General features: G+C 44.3%; 14 protein-coding genes. 6 read left to right on the plus strand and 8 right to left on the minus strand.

Features of this window, described 5'->3' with window-relative positions:
* Nucleotides 1-55: 55 nt before the first annotated feature.
* The 8 genes from polA to dusB form a co-directional block, all read right to left on the minus strand.
* Nucleotides 56-2,611, minus strand: a complete 2,556-nt coding sequence (polA, locus tag AB5123_RS06690; RefSeq protein WP_337812343.1) for a DNA polymerase I — start codon at nt 2,609-2,611, stop codon at nt 56-58.
* Entirely contained in the window at nt 2,608-3,168 is a 561-nt protein-coding gene (locus tag AB5123_RS06695) for a transposase (RefSeq protein WP_278642737.1), read from the minus strand. The genes polA and AB5123_RS06695 overlap by 4 nt, the downstream gene beginning before the upstream one ends.
* Before the next feature lie 4 nt (nt 3,169-3,172).
* The gene (gene tsaD, locus AB5123_RS06700) at nt 3,173-4,189 is read right to left on the minus strand and encodes a tRNA (adenosine(37)-N6)-threonylcarbamoyltransferase complex transferase subunit TsaD (RefSeq protein WP_117877446.1); all 1,017 of its coding nucleotides are present in this window, start codon (nt 4,187-4,189) and stop codon (nt 3,173-3,175) included.
* A 267-nt stretch (nt 4,190-4,456) separates the two neighbouring features.
* The gene (locus AB5123_RS06705) at nt 4,457-5,170 is read right to left on the minus strand and encodes a tRNA1(Val) (adenine(37)-N6)-methyltransferase (protein WP_117927319.1); all 714 of its coding nucleotides are present in this window, start codon (nt 5,168-5,170) and stop codon (nt 4,457-4,459) included.
* On the minus strand, nt 5,160-5,612 hold the full coding sequence (gene rimI / locus AB5123_RS06710; RefSeq protein ID WP_117927344.1) for a ribosomal protein S18-alanine N-acetyltransferase: 453 nt from the start codon (nt 5,610-5,612) through the stop codon (nt 5,160-5,162). The genes AB5123_RS06705 and rimI overlap by 11 nt, the downstream gene beginning before the upstream one ends.
* A gap of 10 nt (nt 5,613-5,622) precedes the next feature.
* The gene (locus tag AB5123_RS06715; RefSeq protein WP_117927320.1) at nt 5,623-6,246 is read right to left on the minus strand and encodes a class I SAM-dependent methyltransferase; all 624 of its coding nucleotides are present in this window, start codon (nt 6,244-6,246) and stop codon (nt 5,623-5,625) included.
* 158 nt (nt 6,247-6,404) lie between these two features.
* The gene (gene rsmI / locus AB5123_RS06720) at nt 6,405-7,229 is read right to left on the minus strand and encodes a 16S rRNA (cytidine(1402)-2'-O)-methyltransferase (RefSeq protein WP_117905286.1); all 825 of its coding nucleotides are present in this window, start codon (nt 7,227-7,229) and stop codon (nt 6,405-6,407) included.
* A 3-nt stretch (nt 7,230-7,232) separates the two neighbouring features.
* The gene (dusB, locus tag AB5123_RS06725; RefSeq protein ID WP_368364630.1) at nt 7,233-8,213 is read right to left on the minus strand and encodes a tRNA dihydrouridine synthase DusB; all 981 of its coding nucleotides are present in this window, start codon (nt 8,211-8,213) and stop codon (nt 7,233-7,235) included.
* Between the two features lie 202 nt (nt 8,214-8,415).
* Between dusB and AB5123_RS06730 the strand changes: the two genes are divergently transcribed.
* From AB5123_RS06730 to AB5123_RS06755, 6 genes are all read left to right on the plus strand, one after another.
* Nucleotides 8,416-9,801, plus strand: coding sequence for a glycine--tRNA ligase (locus AB5123_RS06730; protein ID WP_046439559.1), 1,386 nt, complete (start codon nt 8,416-8,418; stop codon nt 9,799-9,801).
* A 143-nt stretch (nt 9,802-9,944) separates the two neighbouring features.
* Nucleotides 9,945-10,733 (plus strand): TatD family hydrolase, encoded by a 789-nt coding sequence (locus tag AB5123_RS06735; protein ID WP_317245356.1) that lies wholly within the window; start codon nt 9,945-9,947, stop codon nt 10,731-10,733.
* Between the two features lie 9 nt (nt 10,734-10,742).
* A complete protein-coding gene (locus AB5123_RS06740) occupies nt 10,743-11,702 on the plus strand; it encodes a glycosyltransferase family 2 protein (protein WP_337812341.1) in 960 nt (319 codons plus the stop codon).
* A 6-nt stretch (nt 11,703-11,708) separates the two neighbouring features.
* Complete coding sequence (locus AB5123_RS06745; RefSeq protein ID WP_286961299.1) at nt 11,709-12,266, plus strand: SseB family protein; 558 nt, start codon at nt 11,709-11,711, stop codon at nt 12,264-12,266.
* 265 nt (nt 12,267-12,531) lie between these two features.
* On the plus strand, nt 12,532-13,254 hold the full coding sequence (locus tag AB5123_RS06750; RefSeq protein ID WP_046439567.1) for a hypothetical protein: 723 nt from the start codon (nt 12,532-12,534) through the stop codon (nt 13,252-13,254).
* Nucleotides 13,255-13,331: 77 nt separating this feature from the next.
* Nucleotides 13,332-14,258 (plus strand): DMT family transporter, encoded by a 927-nt coding sequence (locus AB5123_RS06755; RefSeq protein ID WP_347503438.1) that lies wholly within the window; start codon nt 13,332-13,334, stop codon nt 14,256-14,258.
* The last annotated feature ends 111 nt before the right edge of the window (nt 14,259-14,369 follow it).

Raw genomic sequence — 14,369 nt, forward strand, 5'->3', positions numbered from 1 at the left:
ATACCTTAATTCCTCATTCCTCACTCCTCATTCCTCATTTACAAGAGCGGAGCGCCTAGTCTTTCGCTTCGTACCAGCTTCTGCCGCTGTTTACGTCCACTGTCATTGGCACAGCAAGCTTTACAGCGTTCTCCATTTCATCTTTGAGTATCTTTTCGGCTCTATCCTTGTCTTTTTCAGCTGCTTCTATAATAAGCTCGTCATGCACCTGCAAAATAAGTCTTGCGTCAAGATCTTCTTCTCTGAGCTTTTTGTATACTCTTACCATTGCTATCTTTATGATATCAGCCGCCGCACCCTGGATAGGTGCGTTCATTGCCGCCCTCTTTCCAAAAGCCTGCAAGACCTTGTTTGACGCAGAAAGCTCAGGGATATATCTTCTTCTGCCGAAAAGGGTGGTGACATAGCCGTTTTTTATGCCGTCATCAACTGTCTTGTCCATAAATTCAGATACTTTCGGGAAGTTGTCAAGATAATTCTTGATGTATCTTTTTGCCTCTGCTACCGTTACTCCGATATCTTTCGACAAAGAAAATGCTCCTATGCCATAGATTATACCAAAGTTTACAGCCTTTGCCGCACTTCTCATTTCAGGTGTGACAAAATCCTCTGGGATATCAAAGACCTGTGCCGCCGTTGAGGTATGGATATCTCTGCCCTCTGAGAAAGCTTCCTGCATATTTTTGTCACCGCACACGGAAGCAAGCACTCTAAGCTCGATCTGACTGTAGTCAGCGTCAAGAAGAGTGTATCCCTCCTCGGCAACAAAGAATTTACGCATATTCCTGCCTATCTCTTTTCTCACGGGGATATTTTGCATATTAGGCTCGGTGGAAGATATCCTTCCTGTTCTTGTTTCGGTCTGCTTGAAAACAGAATGGACTCTGCCGTCAGGGTGGATAAGCTTCAAAAGTCCGTCAACATAGGTGGAATTGAGCTTTGTGAGGGTGCGGTACTCAACGATAAGAGGCACGATAGGGTGCTTGTCCATAAGGCTTTCAAGAACGTCCGCATTAGTGGAATAGCCCGACTTTGTTTTCTTCTTTGCAGGCAGACCTAAGTCCTCGAAAAGCACCTCCCCAAGCTGTTTTGTGGAGGCTATATTGAACTCCTTGCCTGCATACATATATATCTGCGAGGTAAGCTCGTCTATCTTTATTTTCAAGTCCTCACCGAAAGCCTTTATGCCCTCTGCGTCAGCCTTTACACCGTAAAACTCCATTGAAGCAAGCACTTCGCAAAGTGGCATTTCGATATCGTCGAATAGCTTTGTCATTTCTGTCATTTCAAGCTGTTTTTTCAGATTTTCACTAAGAGCAGGCAGGCTTGAAAGGTCTGCATATTCCCCCATATCAGAGCGGTAAAGGCACTTATATGAAAGACAAAGATTTTCCGCTGTATACTCGCTTGACTGTGAATTGAGAAGATATCCTGCAAGGTCGCAGCAGAAAGTGAGGTTTTCAAGGTGAGTGCCATTTGAGAACGCAAACTTATGGGCAGTTTTGCCCTCAAAGGTTATTTTTTTGCAGGCTGTTCCCATGAAAGCTGTGATAATTGCATTGTCCTCGGTGGTGTAGATAACATCGTTACAGAGGATAGAAAGCTTATTGTCGGCAAAGATAAAATACACTGTTTTGTCCTTGCCGAGAACAGATATAACGCTCTCATCAAGTGGCTTGACCTCAAACTTAGGCAGGTCGGAAAGCTTTAGCTTGCTTTCCTGCACTGCGCTGTCAGCGCTTTCCACAGCTTTTCCGCTAAGACCCAATCTGTCTATAAGGCGCATCATTTCAAGGTCGGCAAGGAGAGCCTTTGTTTTCTCGGTATCAACCTCGCCCAGCTTATAAAACTCTGTAGCTTTATCAACAGGGGCTTCAAGACATATTTCGGCAAGGAAACGGCTGTCTATAGCGTCCTGATGACCATTTTCAAGCTTTGTGCGCACAGACGGGGTAAGCTTGATATCTGCGAGGTGTTCATAAAGGGTCTTGACATCGCCCTCCTGCTTGATAAGGGAAAGTGCGGTCTTTTCGCCTATACCCTTTACGCCTGAGATATTGTCTGAGGTATCTCCCATAAGAGCCTTTACCTCGATCATCTGGCGAGGGGTAACGCCGTATTCTTCCATTATCCTGTCAGGGGTATATATCTTTGTTTCCTTTGTGGTGGCAAGACGTACTGTAACATGGTCGGAAACGAGCTGAAAGCTGTCCCTGTCACCAGTGAGGATATAGCACTCGTTGCCTGAATCTGCGGCGGCTTTTGAGAGCGTACCGAGAATATCGTCTGCTTCATAGCCCTCGCACTGTACTATCTTTATACCAAGGTCGCCCAAAAGCTCTTTTATCACAGGCATTTGCTGAGCAAGCTCCTCAGGCATACCCTTTCGGTTGGCTTTGTAGGCGGCATTCGCCTTATGTCTGAAAGTAGGGGCTTTAAGGTCGAAAGCCACTGCCACGCAGTCAGGCTTTACCTCGCCTATCTCCTTGAGGTAAATATTCATAAACCCCGTAAGGGCATTCGTGAACTGTCCCTTTGAATTTGACAGCAGCTTTATTCCGTAAAAAGCCCTGTTCATTATGCTGTTTCCGTCTATGGCTAGTAGTTTCATTCTAGTCCAAGCACCTCCGCTTTATTGTTCTCTTTTCTTGGATTATACTCGTCAACGTCCCACTTGATAGGGTTATTATGTATGTATTTTGAAATTGCTATATATTCTTTTTGGTTTCTGATGATATGGTCATAATATGAACGCTGAAAAATATTAAAACCAATATCCTTATTTATAAATCTTTTCAACATTGACACATACTGTGGAACTATCTCGTTTGTAGGGGACGGCGCCCTCGACGTCCCGCTGACTCCCGCACCGATTTTCAGTATAAAATGGATATGATTTGGCATTATGACATATTGCAATATCTTTTTGTCATCATAGACACTGTTTGCTCTGTGGATATTATCTCTGATAATTTTACCAAAGCTTGAAAGATAGACCTTTCCGACAGCGTGTGCGCAACATAACGGGACGTCGGGGGCGCCGTCCCCTACATCTGTTGCCCACAACAACTCGTTTTTGTGGACAGTACATATGGTAATAAAATAAAGTCCCTTTTTTGAATAATCATAATTGTCAAGTCTTATGATTTTCCTTACAGGCTTATCCATAAGATTATTCCGAAATCTTATCCAGCGACAGCGTTGCAATGCCGTTAAGGCTTTCGTCTGCTCGTCTGCCTGCAAGATAGTCAAAATATCCCTGACAGGCTATCATTGCACCGTTGTCGCCGCAGTATTTGAACTCAGGCATATAAAGCTTATAGCCACGCTTGTCACAGGCTTTCTGCAATTTTTCTCTTACCCCTGAGTTCGCCGAAACGCCGCCTGCAAGCCCTATGGTAGTATACCCGAGATCTTTTGCGGCAAGCATCGCTTTGTCTACAAGAATGTCGGATATGGTGTTCTGAAACGAAGCCGCCATATCGTTCACATTGACAGTTTCGCCCTTTTGTGCGGCATTATGCACAAGGTTTATAACGGCAGTTTTTAGTCCGCTGAAAGAGAAGTCATATTCACTGCCCTGCACCTTTGGGTGAGGGAGCTTATAGGCATTAGGATCACCTGACTTTGCGGCATTGTCGATAAACTTTCCACCCGGGTATTCAAAGCCCAATGTTCTTGCTACCTTGTCAAAACACTCGCCTGCGGCATCATCTCTTGTTCTGCCTATAACATGATATCTTGAATAATCAAGCACCTCTACAATATGTGAATGTCCTCCCGACACGACCAAGCAAAGATAAGGCGGTTTAAGCTCAGGGTGGGAGATATAATTTGCGGCAATGTGACCTGCAATATGGTGAACAGGCACAAGAGGCTTATTTGCACTCATTGCAAGTCCCTTTGCAAAGCTCACTCCCACGAGAAGTGCTCCGATAAGTCCCGGAGCGTAGGTCACTGCAACAGCGTCGATATCCTCCATTGTGCAGTTTGCTTCTTCAAGAGCGGCTTTTGTCACCCATGTTATGTTCTCCGCATGGCGGCGTGAGGCTATCTCAGGCACAACTCCACCATAAAGCCTGTGTTCGTCTATCTGACTTGCAACTATATTTGAAAGCACCGTTTTTCCGTCTTCAACAACAGAGCAGGCTGTTTCATCGCAGGAGCTTTCTATTCCTAAAATCTTCATTTTATTACCCTCTTTTTATTTCGTAAATATACGCATATCATGTCCTTAGATTTACCCACAGAAAATTGGTCACTTCATTTCAACTCACACGCTTATGTGGAACGTGACTCAATAATCCGTCATAACACCATAATCCATAATTTGATTTCAACTCACACGCAGACGAATCGGAGCAAGCAGGCGACCAAAGGTCGCCCCTACGAAAGAATAATCATCGCCGCAGGCGATACCTTAATTCCTCATTCCTCACTCCTCATTCCTCACTTTTCAAGGAAGTCCGTATATCCTCTTCATTTCAGCCGAATTTCCACCGTCTGCGGAACGCACATACAAAGGCTTTTCTATCTGTACAAAAGGCTTTCCGCCCTTTTTGCCCTCAACGAGAATAAGCCATGGGGGACACTCTGGGTTTTTGTGAACTGTCCGCAAACGCTTCGGCTCGATGCCACTGGCTCTCATTGCCGTCATTATATCGCATAGGCGCTCGGGGCGGTTGCATATGCAAAGCCTGCCACCGAATTTCAGATTTTTCTTTGCACATCTGCACACGTCATCAATAGTGCAGAGCATTTCATGCCGTGCGATAGAAACCGCTTCGCTGTCATTCTTCGCACCTGTGTTGTTTATCTTGTAGGGCGGATTGCAGGTGATAAGATCAAGCTCTTTTTCGCTTCGCCAATCATTCAAGTCGCCCAAAACAGGCTGGATAGTATCTATTTTCGACCTCTCAAGAGATACTTTAAGCTGTTCGTGAGCCTTTTCCTGTATCTCAACAGCATATATCTTCTGTGGCTTGTAAAATTTGTGCAGTAGAAGCGCTATTATGCCGCTTCCTGTGCAAAGGTCTGCGCAGATATCCTTGTGCCGTCCTGCTGAAAAATCCGCAAGCAGAAAGGCGTCAGTACCAAAGCGGTGTTCGTCAGATATACATATCTCAATGCCCTCGCCCAAGGACTCAAATGTAAAATCGTTATATGTCATTTATTTCTCCATTTTCAGTGGGTTGAAGTGCCATTAAAACAGCATTTTCCGTGGGGGCGGTGTAGAAATTTTTTCTCATGCCTACCCTCTCAAAGCCCAATTTTTCATAAAAGCTTATAGCCACAAGGTTTGACTCTCTCACTTCAAGATACCATTTTTCAGCCTTTGCGGCATTGTATGTGCTGTCAAAAAGGGCTTTTGCAATGCCCATTCTGCGGAACTTCTCCAAAACGCCTATATTGTTTATCTCAGCTTCTCCGCATACGCACCACACACTTATAAAGCCTGCGGCTTCGCCATTACAAAGGGCAAGAAACGATATATCGTCAGGGTTTGAAAGCTGTTTTTTGTAGGTTTCAAAACTCCAAGCTTCGGGCAGAATTTTCGCCGCAGTTTGTGAAAAAAGCTGTACATTTTCCTCTGAAAGAGGCACAATGGTCACATCTACCACCTTATTCGCCCTCTATTTTCGTGCCAACAAGGCAATACGCTTTGCAGTCGCTCAGAATTTTGACTTTTACATCATGGAAGCCACGCTCTCTAGCCATTGAACGCACCTGCTGAGGAGTGAACTTGTCAAAACCTGAATCGCAGTACGGGAGCTTATCAAGGTAGCCCTTTGTATAGAATGTGCAGATAAAATTGCCGCCGTCCTTGAGAACTCTCCTTACCTCGTCAAGAACTTTTGCGGTGTCCTCCCAGAAATAAATGGTGTTCACAGTGTAAACAGTGTCAAAAAAGTCATCGTTATAAGGAAGCTCCTCAGCTTTTCCCTGCTGTAAGATCACCTTGTTGGTATTCACTCCGTCACGGTTTTTTCGCTTGGCTTTTTCCACCATATCCGCAGAAATGTCAACGCCATAGAATTTAGCGTTTATATTCTTGCTAAGCTTTTTGATAGTCACGCCGTTTCCAAAGCCTATATCCAATATCCTTGCACCGTCAAGCTTGCAGACAAATTTTTTCACCGCTCTGTAGTGCTCTGCATTGAAAAAATTCATGAATTTTGCACAGGCTATACCGCCCAATCCCTCTGGGTCAGCACACTGTCCGCCTATGTATTCTTTTATGCTCATAAAATCACCTCAAAAAATCTAAATTGATATATAATATACAAATTGCGAAAGCCAACGGGCGAACAATGTTCGCCCCTACGAGAAATGATAATCGCCGCAGGCGATACCTTAATTCCTCATTCCTCACTCCTCATTCCTCATTCCTCACTCCTCATTCCTCATTTAAACAAGAGTCCGTAAAGCTCCCCCTTAGAAAAACCCGTCGCCTTTGCTATCTCACGGCAGGCGTCAGCTCCACGCATACCCTTTTCCACAAGGGCTTTTACTTGTTCCAAAGCTTCCTCTATATTCTCCGCAGGGCAAAGCTCGTCCTCTTTTGCACCCTCGATAACAAGCACAAATTCGCCCTTTGGCTTGTTGGCTTCATAATACTCCACAGCCTGCGCAAGAGTGGTGCGGAAAACTTCTTCGTGTATCTTTGTAAGCTCCCTGCAAAGAGATATTCTTCTGTCACCGAAATATTCCAGCATATCCTTCAAAGTGTAGATGAGTTTGTGGGGCGCTTCATAGAAAATAAGAGTGTTCGTGCAGTTTTTCACCGATGCAAGATGATTTAATCTTTGCTTCTTGGTGGTTGACAAAAAGCCCTCGAACTGAAATCTTGCAGTGTCAAGTCCGCTTATGGCAAGTGCTGATACCACCGCTGACGGACCTGGTACTACCTCCACTTTAACACCATTTTCAGCGCACAGCTTCACAAGAAGCTCCCCAGGGTCTGAAATGCAGGGCATACCAGCGTCTGTTACGATAGCGGCGTTCTCGCCTGCCATTATCCTGTTCAAAATGCTCTCGCCCACCTGTTTTGCATTGTGTTCATGATAGCTCACAAGTGGCGTTTTTATGTCAAAATAATTGAGAAGCTTTGCGGTAACTCTTGTGTCCTCTGCACAGATAAAATCAGCCTTTTCCAGGGTCTCAACTGCACGGTATGTCATATCTCCAAGGTTGCCTATAGGCGTTCCTACTACGGATAAAATTCCCATTGTTTATTCTCCTAACTCGTTTGCAAGTATGTGGTCTATCATCTCATAAAGGTCAGAAATGGTATTAAGCCCACCGCACTGCGCTCTTAGCCTTGCAGAGCCTTTCAGCCCTTTAACATACCATGCGCAGTTTTTTCTGGCTTCTTTCATGCCCTGACGTTCGCCCTTGTATTTGCATATAAGCTCGCAGTGCTTTTTCATCACTGCCATTTTTTCTTCTATGCTCACCTCAGGAAGCTTTTCCCCTGTTTCAAGATAATGCTTCACGTCACGGAAAACCCATGGTCTGCCGTAGCTTCCTCTGCCTATCATCGCAAGGTCACAGCCAGTCTGCTCATACATTGCCTTTGCGCTTTCTCCGTCAACAACGTCGCCGTTGCCTATAACGGGTATCTTAACGTTGGCTTTTACCTGCTTTATTATATCCCAATCGGCTTTGCCTGAATAAAACTGCGTTCTCGTCCTGCCGTGACAGGTGACGGCGCTTGCCCCTGCCTGCTCCATGAGCTTTGCAAACTTCACTGCATTTATGCTGTTTTCGTCCCAGCCTGCACGAAATTTCACTGTAACGGGGCAGTTTGCGTTTTTTACCACCTCTCTGCATATCTCTGCCGCAGTGTCTGGCAGCCTCATAAGTGCAGAGCCGCTGCCGTTGCCGACTATCTTAGGCACAGGACAGCCCATGTTTATATCAATGATATCAGGGGAATAATCGTTGAGCTTATAAGCCGCTTTTCCCATATAATAAGGGTCTTCCCCGAAAAGCTGCAAAGCATAGGGGCGTTCCTCTTTCTCAATCTCGCAAAGACGTGCAGTCTTTTTGTCACCAAAGCACAGACCCTTCGATGATATCATTTCGCTCACAAGATATGACGCACCATACTCTTTGCACATAAGGCGATATGATTTATCTGCCACCGACGCCATTGGTGCTAAAGCGGCGGTCTTTTCTATTTCAACGTTTCCGATAAAAAAACTGTTCATCAAGTCAAATTCTCCTAATATGTTCCAACGCATGAATAGTCATAGCGATACTATTTTATTATAGCACAATGCGTGATTTTTTGCAACGATAAAAAGCCATATAACTACACAAAGTAATAAATCGCTGAAACGCCTTGACATTTGCGGAATTTTGCTATAAAATATAATGGTAGTATTATATTTTGTATAAGGAGAATGTTTCATGAATAATTCTGAAAAAACCATGGATAAGATCGTGGCTCTCTGTAAAAACAGAGGCTTTGTATACCCCGGAAGCGAGATCTACGGCGGTCTTGCAAACACTTGGGACTACGGTCCGCTTGGCGTTGAGCTGAAAACTAACATCAAGAACGCTTGGAGAAAGAAGTTCATTCAGGAGAACAAGTACAACGTTGGTCTTGACTCCGCTATCCTTATGAATCCGCAGACTTGGGTGGCTTCAGGTCACATCGGCGGATTCTCTGACCCTCTTATGGACTGCAAGGACTGTAAGACACGTCACAGAGCGGACAACCTTATCGAAGATTTCGACGGCACTAACGTTGCAGGCTGGACAAACGAGCAGATGATGGACTACATCAAGGAAAAGCAGATCCCATGCCCAGATTGCGGCAGCCACAACTTCACTGATATCCGTCAGTTCAACCTTATGTTCAAGACATTTCAGGGTGTAACTGAGGACTCAAAGTCTGAGCTTTATCTGCGTCCTGAAACTGCACAGGGTATCTTTGTAAACTTTGCAAATATCCAGAGAACAACAAGAAAGAAAGTACCTTTCGGTGTTGCACAGGTAGGTAAGTCATTCAGAAACGAGATCACTCCGGGTAACTTTATTTTCCGTGTTCGTGAGTTTGAGCAGATGGAGCTTGAGTTCTTCTGCAAGCCTGGCACAGACCTTGAGTGGTTCAACTACTGGAGAGGCTTCTGCAAGGATTGGCTGCTTAGCCTTAACATCAAGGAAGAAAACCTTCGTCTGAGAGATCATTCACCTGAGGAGCTTTGCTTCTATTCAAAGGCTACAACTGACTTTGAGTATCTCTTCCCATTTGGCTGGGGCGAGCTTTGGGGCGTTGCCGACAGAACTGATTATGACCTTAATCAACACATCAAGACAAGCGGCAAGAGCCTTGATTACTTTGACCCTGAAACAAACGAGAGATATGTTCCATACGTTATCGAGCCTTCCCTTGGCGTTGAGAGATTGTTCCTGACAGTTGTTTGCGAAGCATACGACGAAGAGAACATCGGCACAGAGGAGAAGCCTGACGTTAGAACTGTTATGCGTTTCCACCCTGCACTTGCTCCTTTCAAGGCTTGCGTTCTTCCGCTTTCCAAGAAGCTCAGCGAGCAGGCAGGCGAGCTTTATGCAGAGCTTTCAAAGCACTTCCTTGTTGACTATGACGAGGCAGGTTCTATCGGTAAGAGATATCGCCGTCAGGACGAGATCGGTACACCATTCTGCATCACATATGACTTTGATTCTGTTGAGGACGGCTGTGTAACAGTAAGAGACAGAGATACAATGGAGCAGGAGCGTATCAAGATCGACGAGCTGGTAGCTTATATCGAAAAGAAGATAGCTTTCTAGTAAAATAAAGATCTTTGCGGGCGAACGGTTTGTTCGCCCGTTTTTTATGCCCGTTTTTACAATAAAAAGCTTTACAAAATTGGCGAGTTGTGATATAATATGTTTGTATATTTTTACGAAAGGACGTCCTTGCCATAAAAAATATATTTGACTCACATTGTCACTATGACGATCACGCTTTCGATGAGGACAGATACGAAGTCCTTGACAGGCTTCTTTGCGACCCTGACTCTCCTGTAGACAAGGTCTGCCATGCCGCAACGGACGAAAGATCGTCTTTGTTCGGAATCGAAACTGCGAAAAAATATGAGAATTTCTATACCTCTGTTGGCTTTCACCCTGAGTGTATGGATACTCTTCCTGAAAATTATATGCAGGTGCTTGACGAGCTTTATTTGAAAGCCTGCTCTACTCACAAGCTTGTTGCGGTTGGTGAGATAGGGCTTGACTATCATTATGAGGGATATGACAAAGAAAGACAGATAAAGCTTTTTGACAAGCAGGTGGAATATGCTGTGAAGAAAAGTCTGCCTGTTATAGTTCACTGCCGTGAAGCCACTCAGGACTGCCTTGACGTGCTGAACAAATATGCGCCGTCAGGTGTAGTTCACTGCTTTTCAGGCTCGGCGGAGACCGCAGAGATAGTGCTTGGGCTTGGTATGTACATCGGGTTTACAGGTGCGCTTGCTTTTAAAAATGCTAAAAAAGCCAGACGTGCTCTTGAAGTTGTCCCAATGGACAGGCTTCTTCTTGAAACGGACTGCCCTTACATGGCGCCCCCTCCTTACAGAGGACAGAGGTGCGAAAGCCCTATGATAGAAGAAGTGGCAAAGGTCGTGGCTGAGATAAAAAAACTCGATCCGCAGGAAGTGCTTGACATTACAAATAGAAACGCTTGCCGCCTGTTCGGGATCGAATATGAGAAAGGATAAGAGAACAAAATGAAAGAAACTATGTATGTAGTGATACCATGCTACAATGAGGAACAAATGTTGCCTATCACAGCGGAAGCGCTTATAAAAAAGTTCGATGAGCTGAAGGCAGAAGGTCGTATCGCACAGAACAGCAAGGTCATGTTCGTTGACGACGGCTCAAAGGACAAAACGTGGGAGATAATACAGAAGCTCCACGAAGCAAGCCCTGTTTTCACAGGTCTTAAGCTCTCAAGAAACAAAGGTCATCAGAACGCACTGCTGGCTGGTCTTATGACGGCGAGAAACTATGCTGATATCGTTGTTTCCATGGACGCTGACTTGCAGGACGATATAAACGCTATTGACGGCTTCCTTGATAAGAGGGCAGAGGGCTGTGATATTGTTTACGGCGTTCGTTCATCGAGAGAAAAGGATACCGCTTTCAAGCGTGGAACTGCTCAGGCATATTACAAGCTTTTGGAGCATATGGGCGTTGAGATAACATATAATCACGCTGATTACAGACTTATGAGCAAAAGGGCTATAGACGCTCTGGCAGAGTTTAAGGAAGTAAATCTGTTTCTGAGAGGTCTTGTGCCTATGGTTGGCTTCAAGAGCGACATCGTTAAGTATGTAAGAAACGAGCGTGTGGCGGGCGAATCTAAATATCCGCTGAAAAAAATGCTTTCCTTTGCAGTTGAGGGAATAACCTCACTTTCTGTAAAGCCTATAAGATTTATCACCACTATCGGTATAATAGTATTTTTAGTATCACTTATAATGCTTATATATTTCCTTATAACATGGGCAGTGGGACACACTGTTCAGGGCTGGGCTTCAACTATCACATCTATATGGGCGATAGGCGGACTTCAGCTTTTGGCTATCGGCATTATCGGAGAATATATAGGCAAGATCTATTTGGAAACAAAGGCTAGACCTAAATTTATAATCGAAACAAATCTTGAAGAAACAGACAAGGAGTAATTAAAAATGGCAGAACTCAAGGCTAACAATCAGAAACCAAATTTCGACAACAACCCTAAGCTTATAGAAGCTATCGCAGAAATGAGAAAGAATTTCTGTGCCGAAACTCAAAACAAGGTAATAAACACAGCACTTGCCTGCACATTTCTCGTGCCTGCAATGGTAGAAAAGACAACAGAGCTTGTTGCCGACGCTGAAAATCATGTTAATTTTGAGGACAAGAGCAAGGCTAAGTTCATTCTTCTCAACAACAACAAAACAAACGGCACATTTTTCCCTGTTTTCACTTCCCCTGAGGAGGCTAAAAAACTTCAGTATGACAAGCCATTCCAGAGTTTTGCAATGAGATTTCAGGATATAGCTGCTCTCACTGAGCAGACGCCAAAGGTACAGGGCTTTGTTGTAAACCCATTTGGCGAGAACCTTCCTTTCACACAGGAAATGCTGGAGTCTATCAAGCAGACCCTTATAAAGGTAGCAAAGGAGCGCAAGGCGGCTAAAGAAGCTGCTGAAAAGGGCGAAGCTCCTGACATTGCTGTTACAAACAACGAAACAGCAGAGTAAAATACTTAAGCATATCGGAGGACGGACGGACTGTGTTCGTCCTCTTTTTTACCTGTCTATAAAAATCTAATTACAGAAGTCCGTGTCTTATTTTTACGAAAACTATGCTTAATATAGTTGACAAAGATCATGCCGTGTGTTATAATTGTAGTAATATGGTGGGAAATAAAGCGTGTTATTTGTGCAGTGTTCACTATCACGCACCACGCAAAAGACTAAAAGATTCTGCTTTTAGAAATTTTTTTCGTGATCTGAGGGAGTATATATGGCTAACGAAACTGAGCTTGAAAAAATTGACCGTGCTGCCGAATACTTTGAAAGATATTTTGAGTTTGAGGACGCTGTAACGGTCAGCAAGGAAAACAAGGAATACCTCAAAACTTATATCCATGACAACGATTATGTTGTTAAAAACTTCAATATAAAAAATAAGATCGTTAAGGCTGTGGGCATAAGTGCGGCTATCGGCGTGGCGGCTTTCCTGCTGCTGTGGCTGCTCCTTGGCACAAAGCTTATTATAGTGGGCATTATTGCAGGTGCACTTATTTTTATCGGTGTAGGCGTTTTCGGTATCGCACTGAACAAATACAGACTTACTGCTGCTGAACAGAAGCAGGTTGAAGTGAACGAGGGCATAAACGAACAGATAATAATGCTTGATGACAGAATAAAGCAAGTAGAACGTCAGAGAGATGATTACTACAAGGCTCTTGAAAAGAGAGTGCCTTTCATGTCACTTGACTATATGAAGAACGTTCAGCAGATAAAACAGTTTCTTGTGGACGGCAAGGCTGACACCTGCGAGGAAGCTGTGGATATGTTCGAGGAGTCGATGCTTTTACAGCAGATGACGGATATCATGACAAAGAGCGAAACTATCGAGCCTGTCAAGGACGATAAGGAACGTTTCGGCGACCCTTTGAAGATAATAAAGGAAAACAAGAAGAAACGCAAAAAGGAAAAGAAAGCAAAAAAAGACAAAAAGTAACTTTCGACCGCAGCAGCATTTTACGCCGCTGCGGTCTTTCTGTGAAGATCCACAATTTGCTATAGATAGGATAATGTATGAACGAGAAAAAAGATATTCTGACAAAAACATGGGTAGTGGCTGTCCTTGCGTCCATATGCTGTATGCTGTGGGGAAGTGCATTTTCCTGCGTGAAAATAGGCTACAGCCTTATGAACATAACCACCAATGACAGCGGCTCTCAGCTTGTGTTTGGGGGCATAAGATTTTTTGTGGCAGGGCTAATGGCTCTTGCCATGGGAAGCACAGCGGAGAGAAAAATTCTCCTGCCAACAAAAACTTCCATACCAAAGATCATGATAATAAGCCTTTTTCAGACAATTTTGCAGTATTTTTTCTACTACATAGGTCTTGCCCACACAACGGGGGTAAAGGCAGCGATAATAGTTGGGGCGAACGTTTTTATTGCGATACTTGTGTCATCGCTTTTATACAAGCTTGAAAAGCTCACCGCTGTGAAAATAGCAGGCTGTATACTTGGATTTTCGGGTATCATTGTTATAAATCTCGGGGGACTTTCGGGGGTAAGCTTTAACTTTCTCGGGGACGGATTTATTTTTCTTTGCACCTGTGCATACGCTTTTTCATCGGTGTATATGAGGCGCTATTCCGAAACAGAAGACCCTGTTATGCTTAGCGGCTGGCAGTTCGTTTTCGGTGGAGCAGTTCTCACTGTCATAGGCTTTTTAATGGGCGGCAGGCTTGGTCACATGAGCGCAAAGGCTTTTTTGATGCTTTTGTATCTTGCCTTTGTATCAGCGGCGGCATATTCGCTGTGGGCAGTGCTTTTGAAGCACAACCCTGTTTCAAAGGTGGCGATTTTCGGCTTTATGAACCCTGTGTGCGGAGTGCTGCTTTCAACTATCCTGCTTGATGAAAAAGGCATTTTTGGCGTTCAGGGGATAGCCGCACTTATCCTTGTATGCTCGGGTATCTTCATTGTTCAGAGAAAAGGGAATAAATAATATTGTAACTATGCTCATATGCTTTTGCATATTCACGTTGTTTGTATGTAGGGGCGAACAGTGTTCGCCCGTTGATTTGACATTTTTGCAACAGACTGGCTCATATGCTTT

It is taken from the genome of Ruminococcus sp. RTP21204st1_B2_RTP21204_210225 (assembly GCF_040914135.1).
GTDB classification, from domain to species: domain Bacteria; phylum Bacillota; class Clostridia; order Oscillospirales; family Ruminococcaceae; genus Hominimerdicola; species Hominimerdicola aceti.

Coding starts and splice junctions, on each gene's coding strand:
- AB5123_RS06695 (WP_278642737.1), bottom strand. CDS start 3,168: ATGGATAAGCCTGTAAGGAAAATCATAAGACTTGACAATTATGATTAT.
- AB5123_RS06705 (WP_117927319.1), bottom strand. CDS start 5,170: ATGACATATAACGATTTTACATTTGAGTCCTTGGGCGAGGGCATTGAG.
- AB5123_RS06750 (WP_046439567.1), top strand. CDS start 12,532: ATGGCTAACGAAACTGAGCTTGAAAAAATTGACCGTGCTGCCGAATAC.
- dusB (WP_368364630.1), bottom strand. CDS start 8,213: ATGAACAGTTTTTTTATCGGAAACGTTGAAATAGAAAAGACCGCCGCT.
- AB5123_RS06745 (WP_286961299.1), top strand. CDS start 11,709: ATGGCAGAACTCAAGGCTAACAATCAGAAACCAAATTTCGACAACAAC.
- polA (WP_337812343.1), bottom strand. CDS start 2,611: ATGAAACTACTAGCCATAGACGGAAACAGCATAATGAACAGGGCTTTT.
- AB5123_RS06740 (WP_337812341.1), top strand. CDS start 10,743: ATGAAAGAAACTATGTATGTAGTGATACCATGCTACAATGAGGAACAA.
- AB5123_RS06755 (WP_347503438.1), top strand. CDS start 13,332: ATGAACGAGAAAAAAGATATTCTGACAAAAACATGGGTAGTGGCTGTC.
- rsmI (WP_117905286.1), bottom strand. CDS start 7,229: ATGGGAATTTTATCCGTAGTAGGAACGCCTATAGGCAACCTTGGAGAT.
- AB5123_RS06730 (WP_046439559.1), top strand. CDS start 8,416: ATGAATAATTCTGAAAAAACCATGGATAAGATCGTGGCTCTCTGTAAA.
- AB5123_RS06715 (WP_117927320.1), bottom strand. CDS start 6,246: ATGAGCATAAAAGAATACATAGGCGGACAGTGTGCTGACCCAGAGGGA.
- tsaD (WP_117877446.1), bottom strand. CDS start 4,189: ATGAAGATTTTAGGAATAGAAAGCTCCTGCGATGAAACAGCCTGCTCT.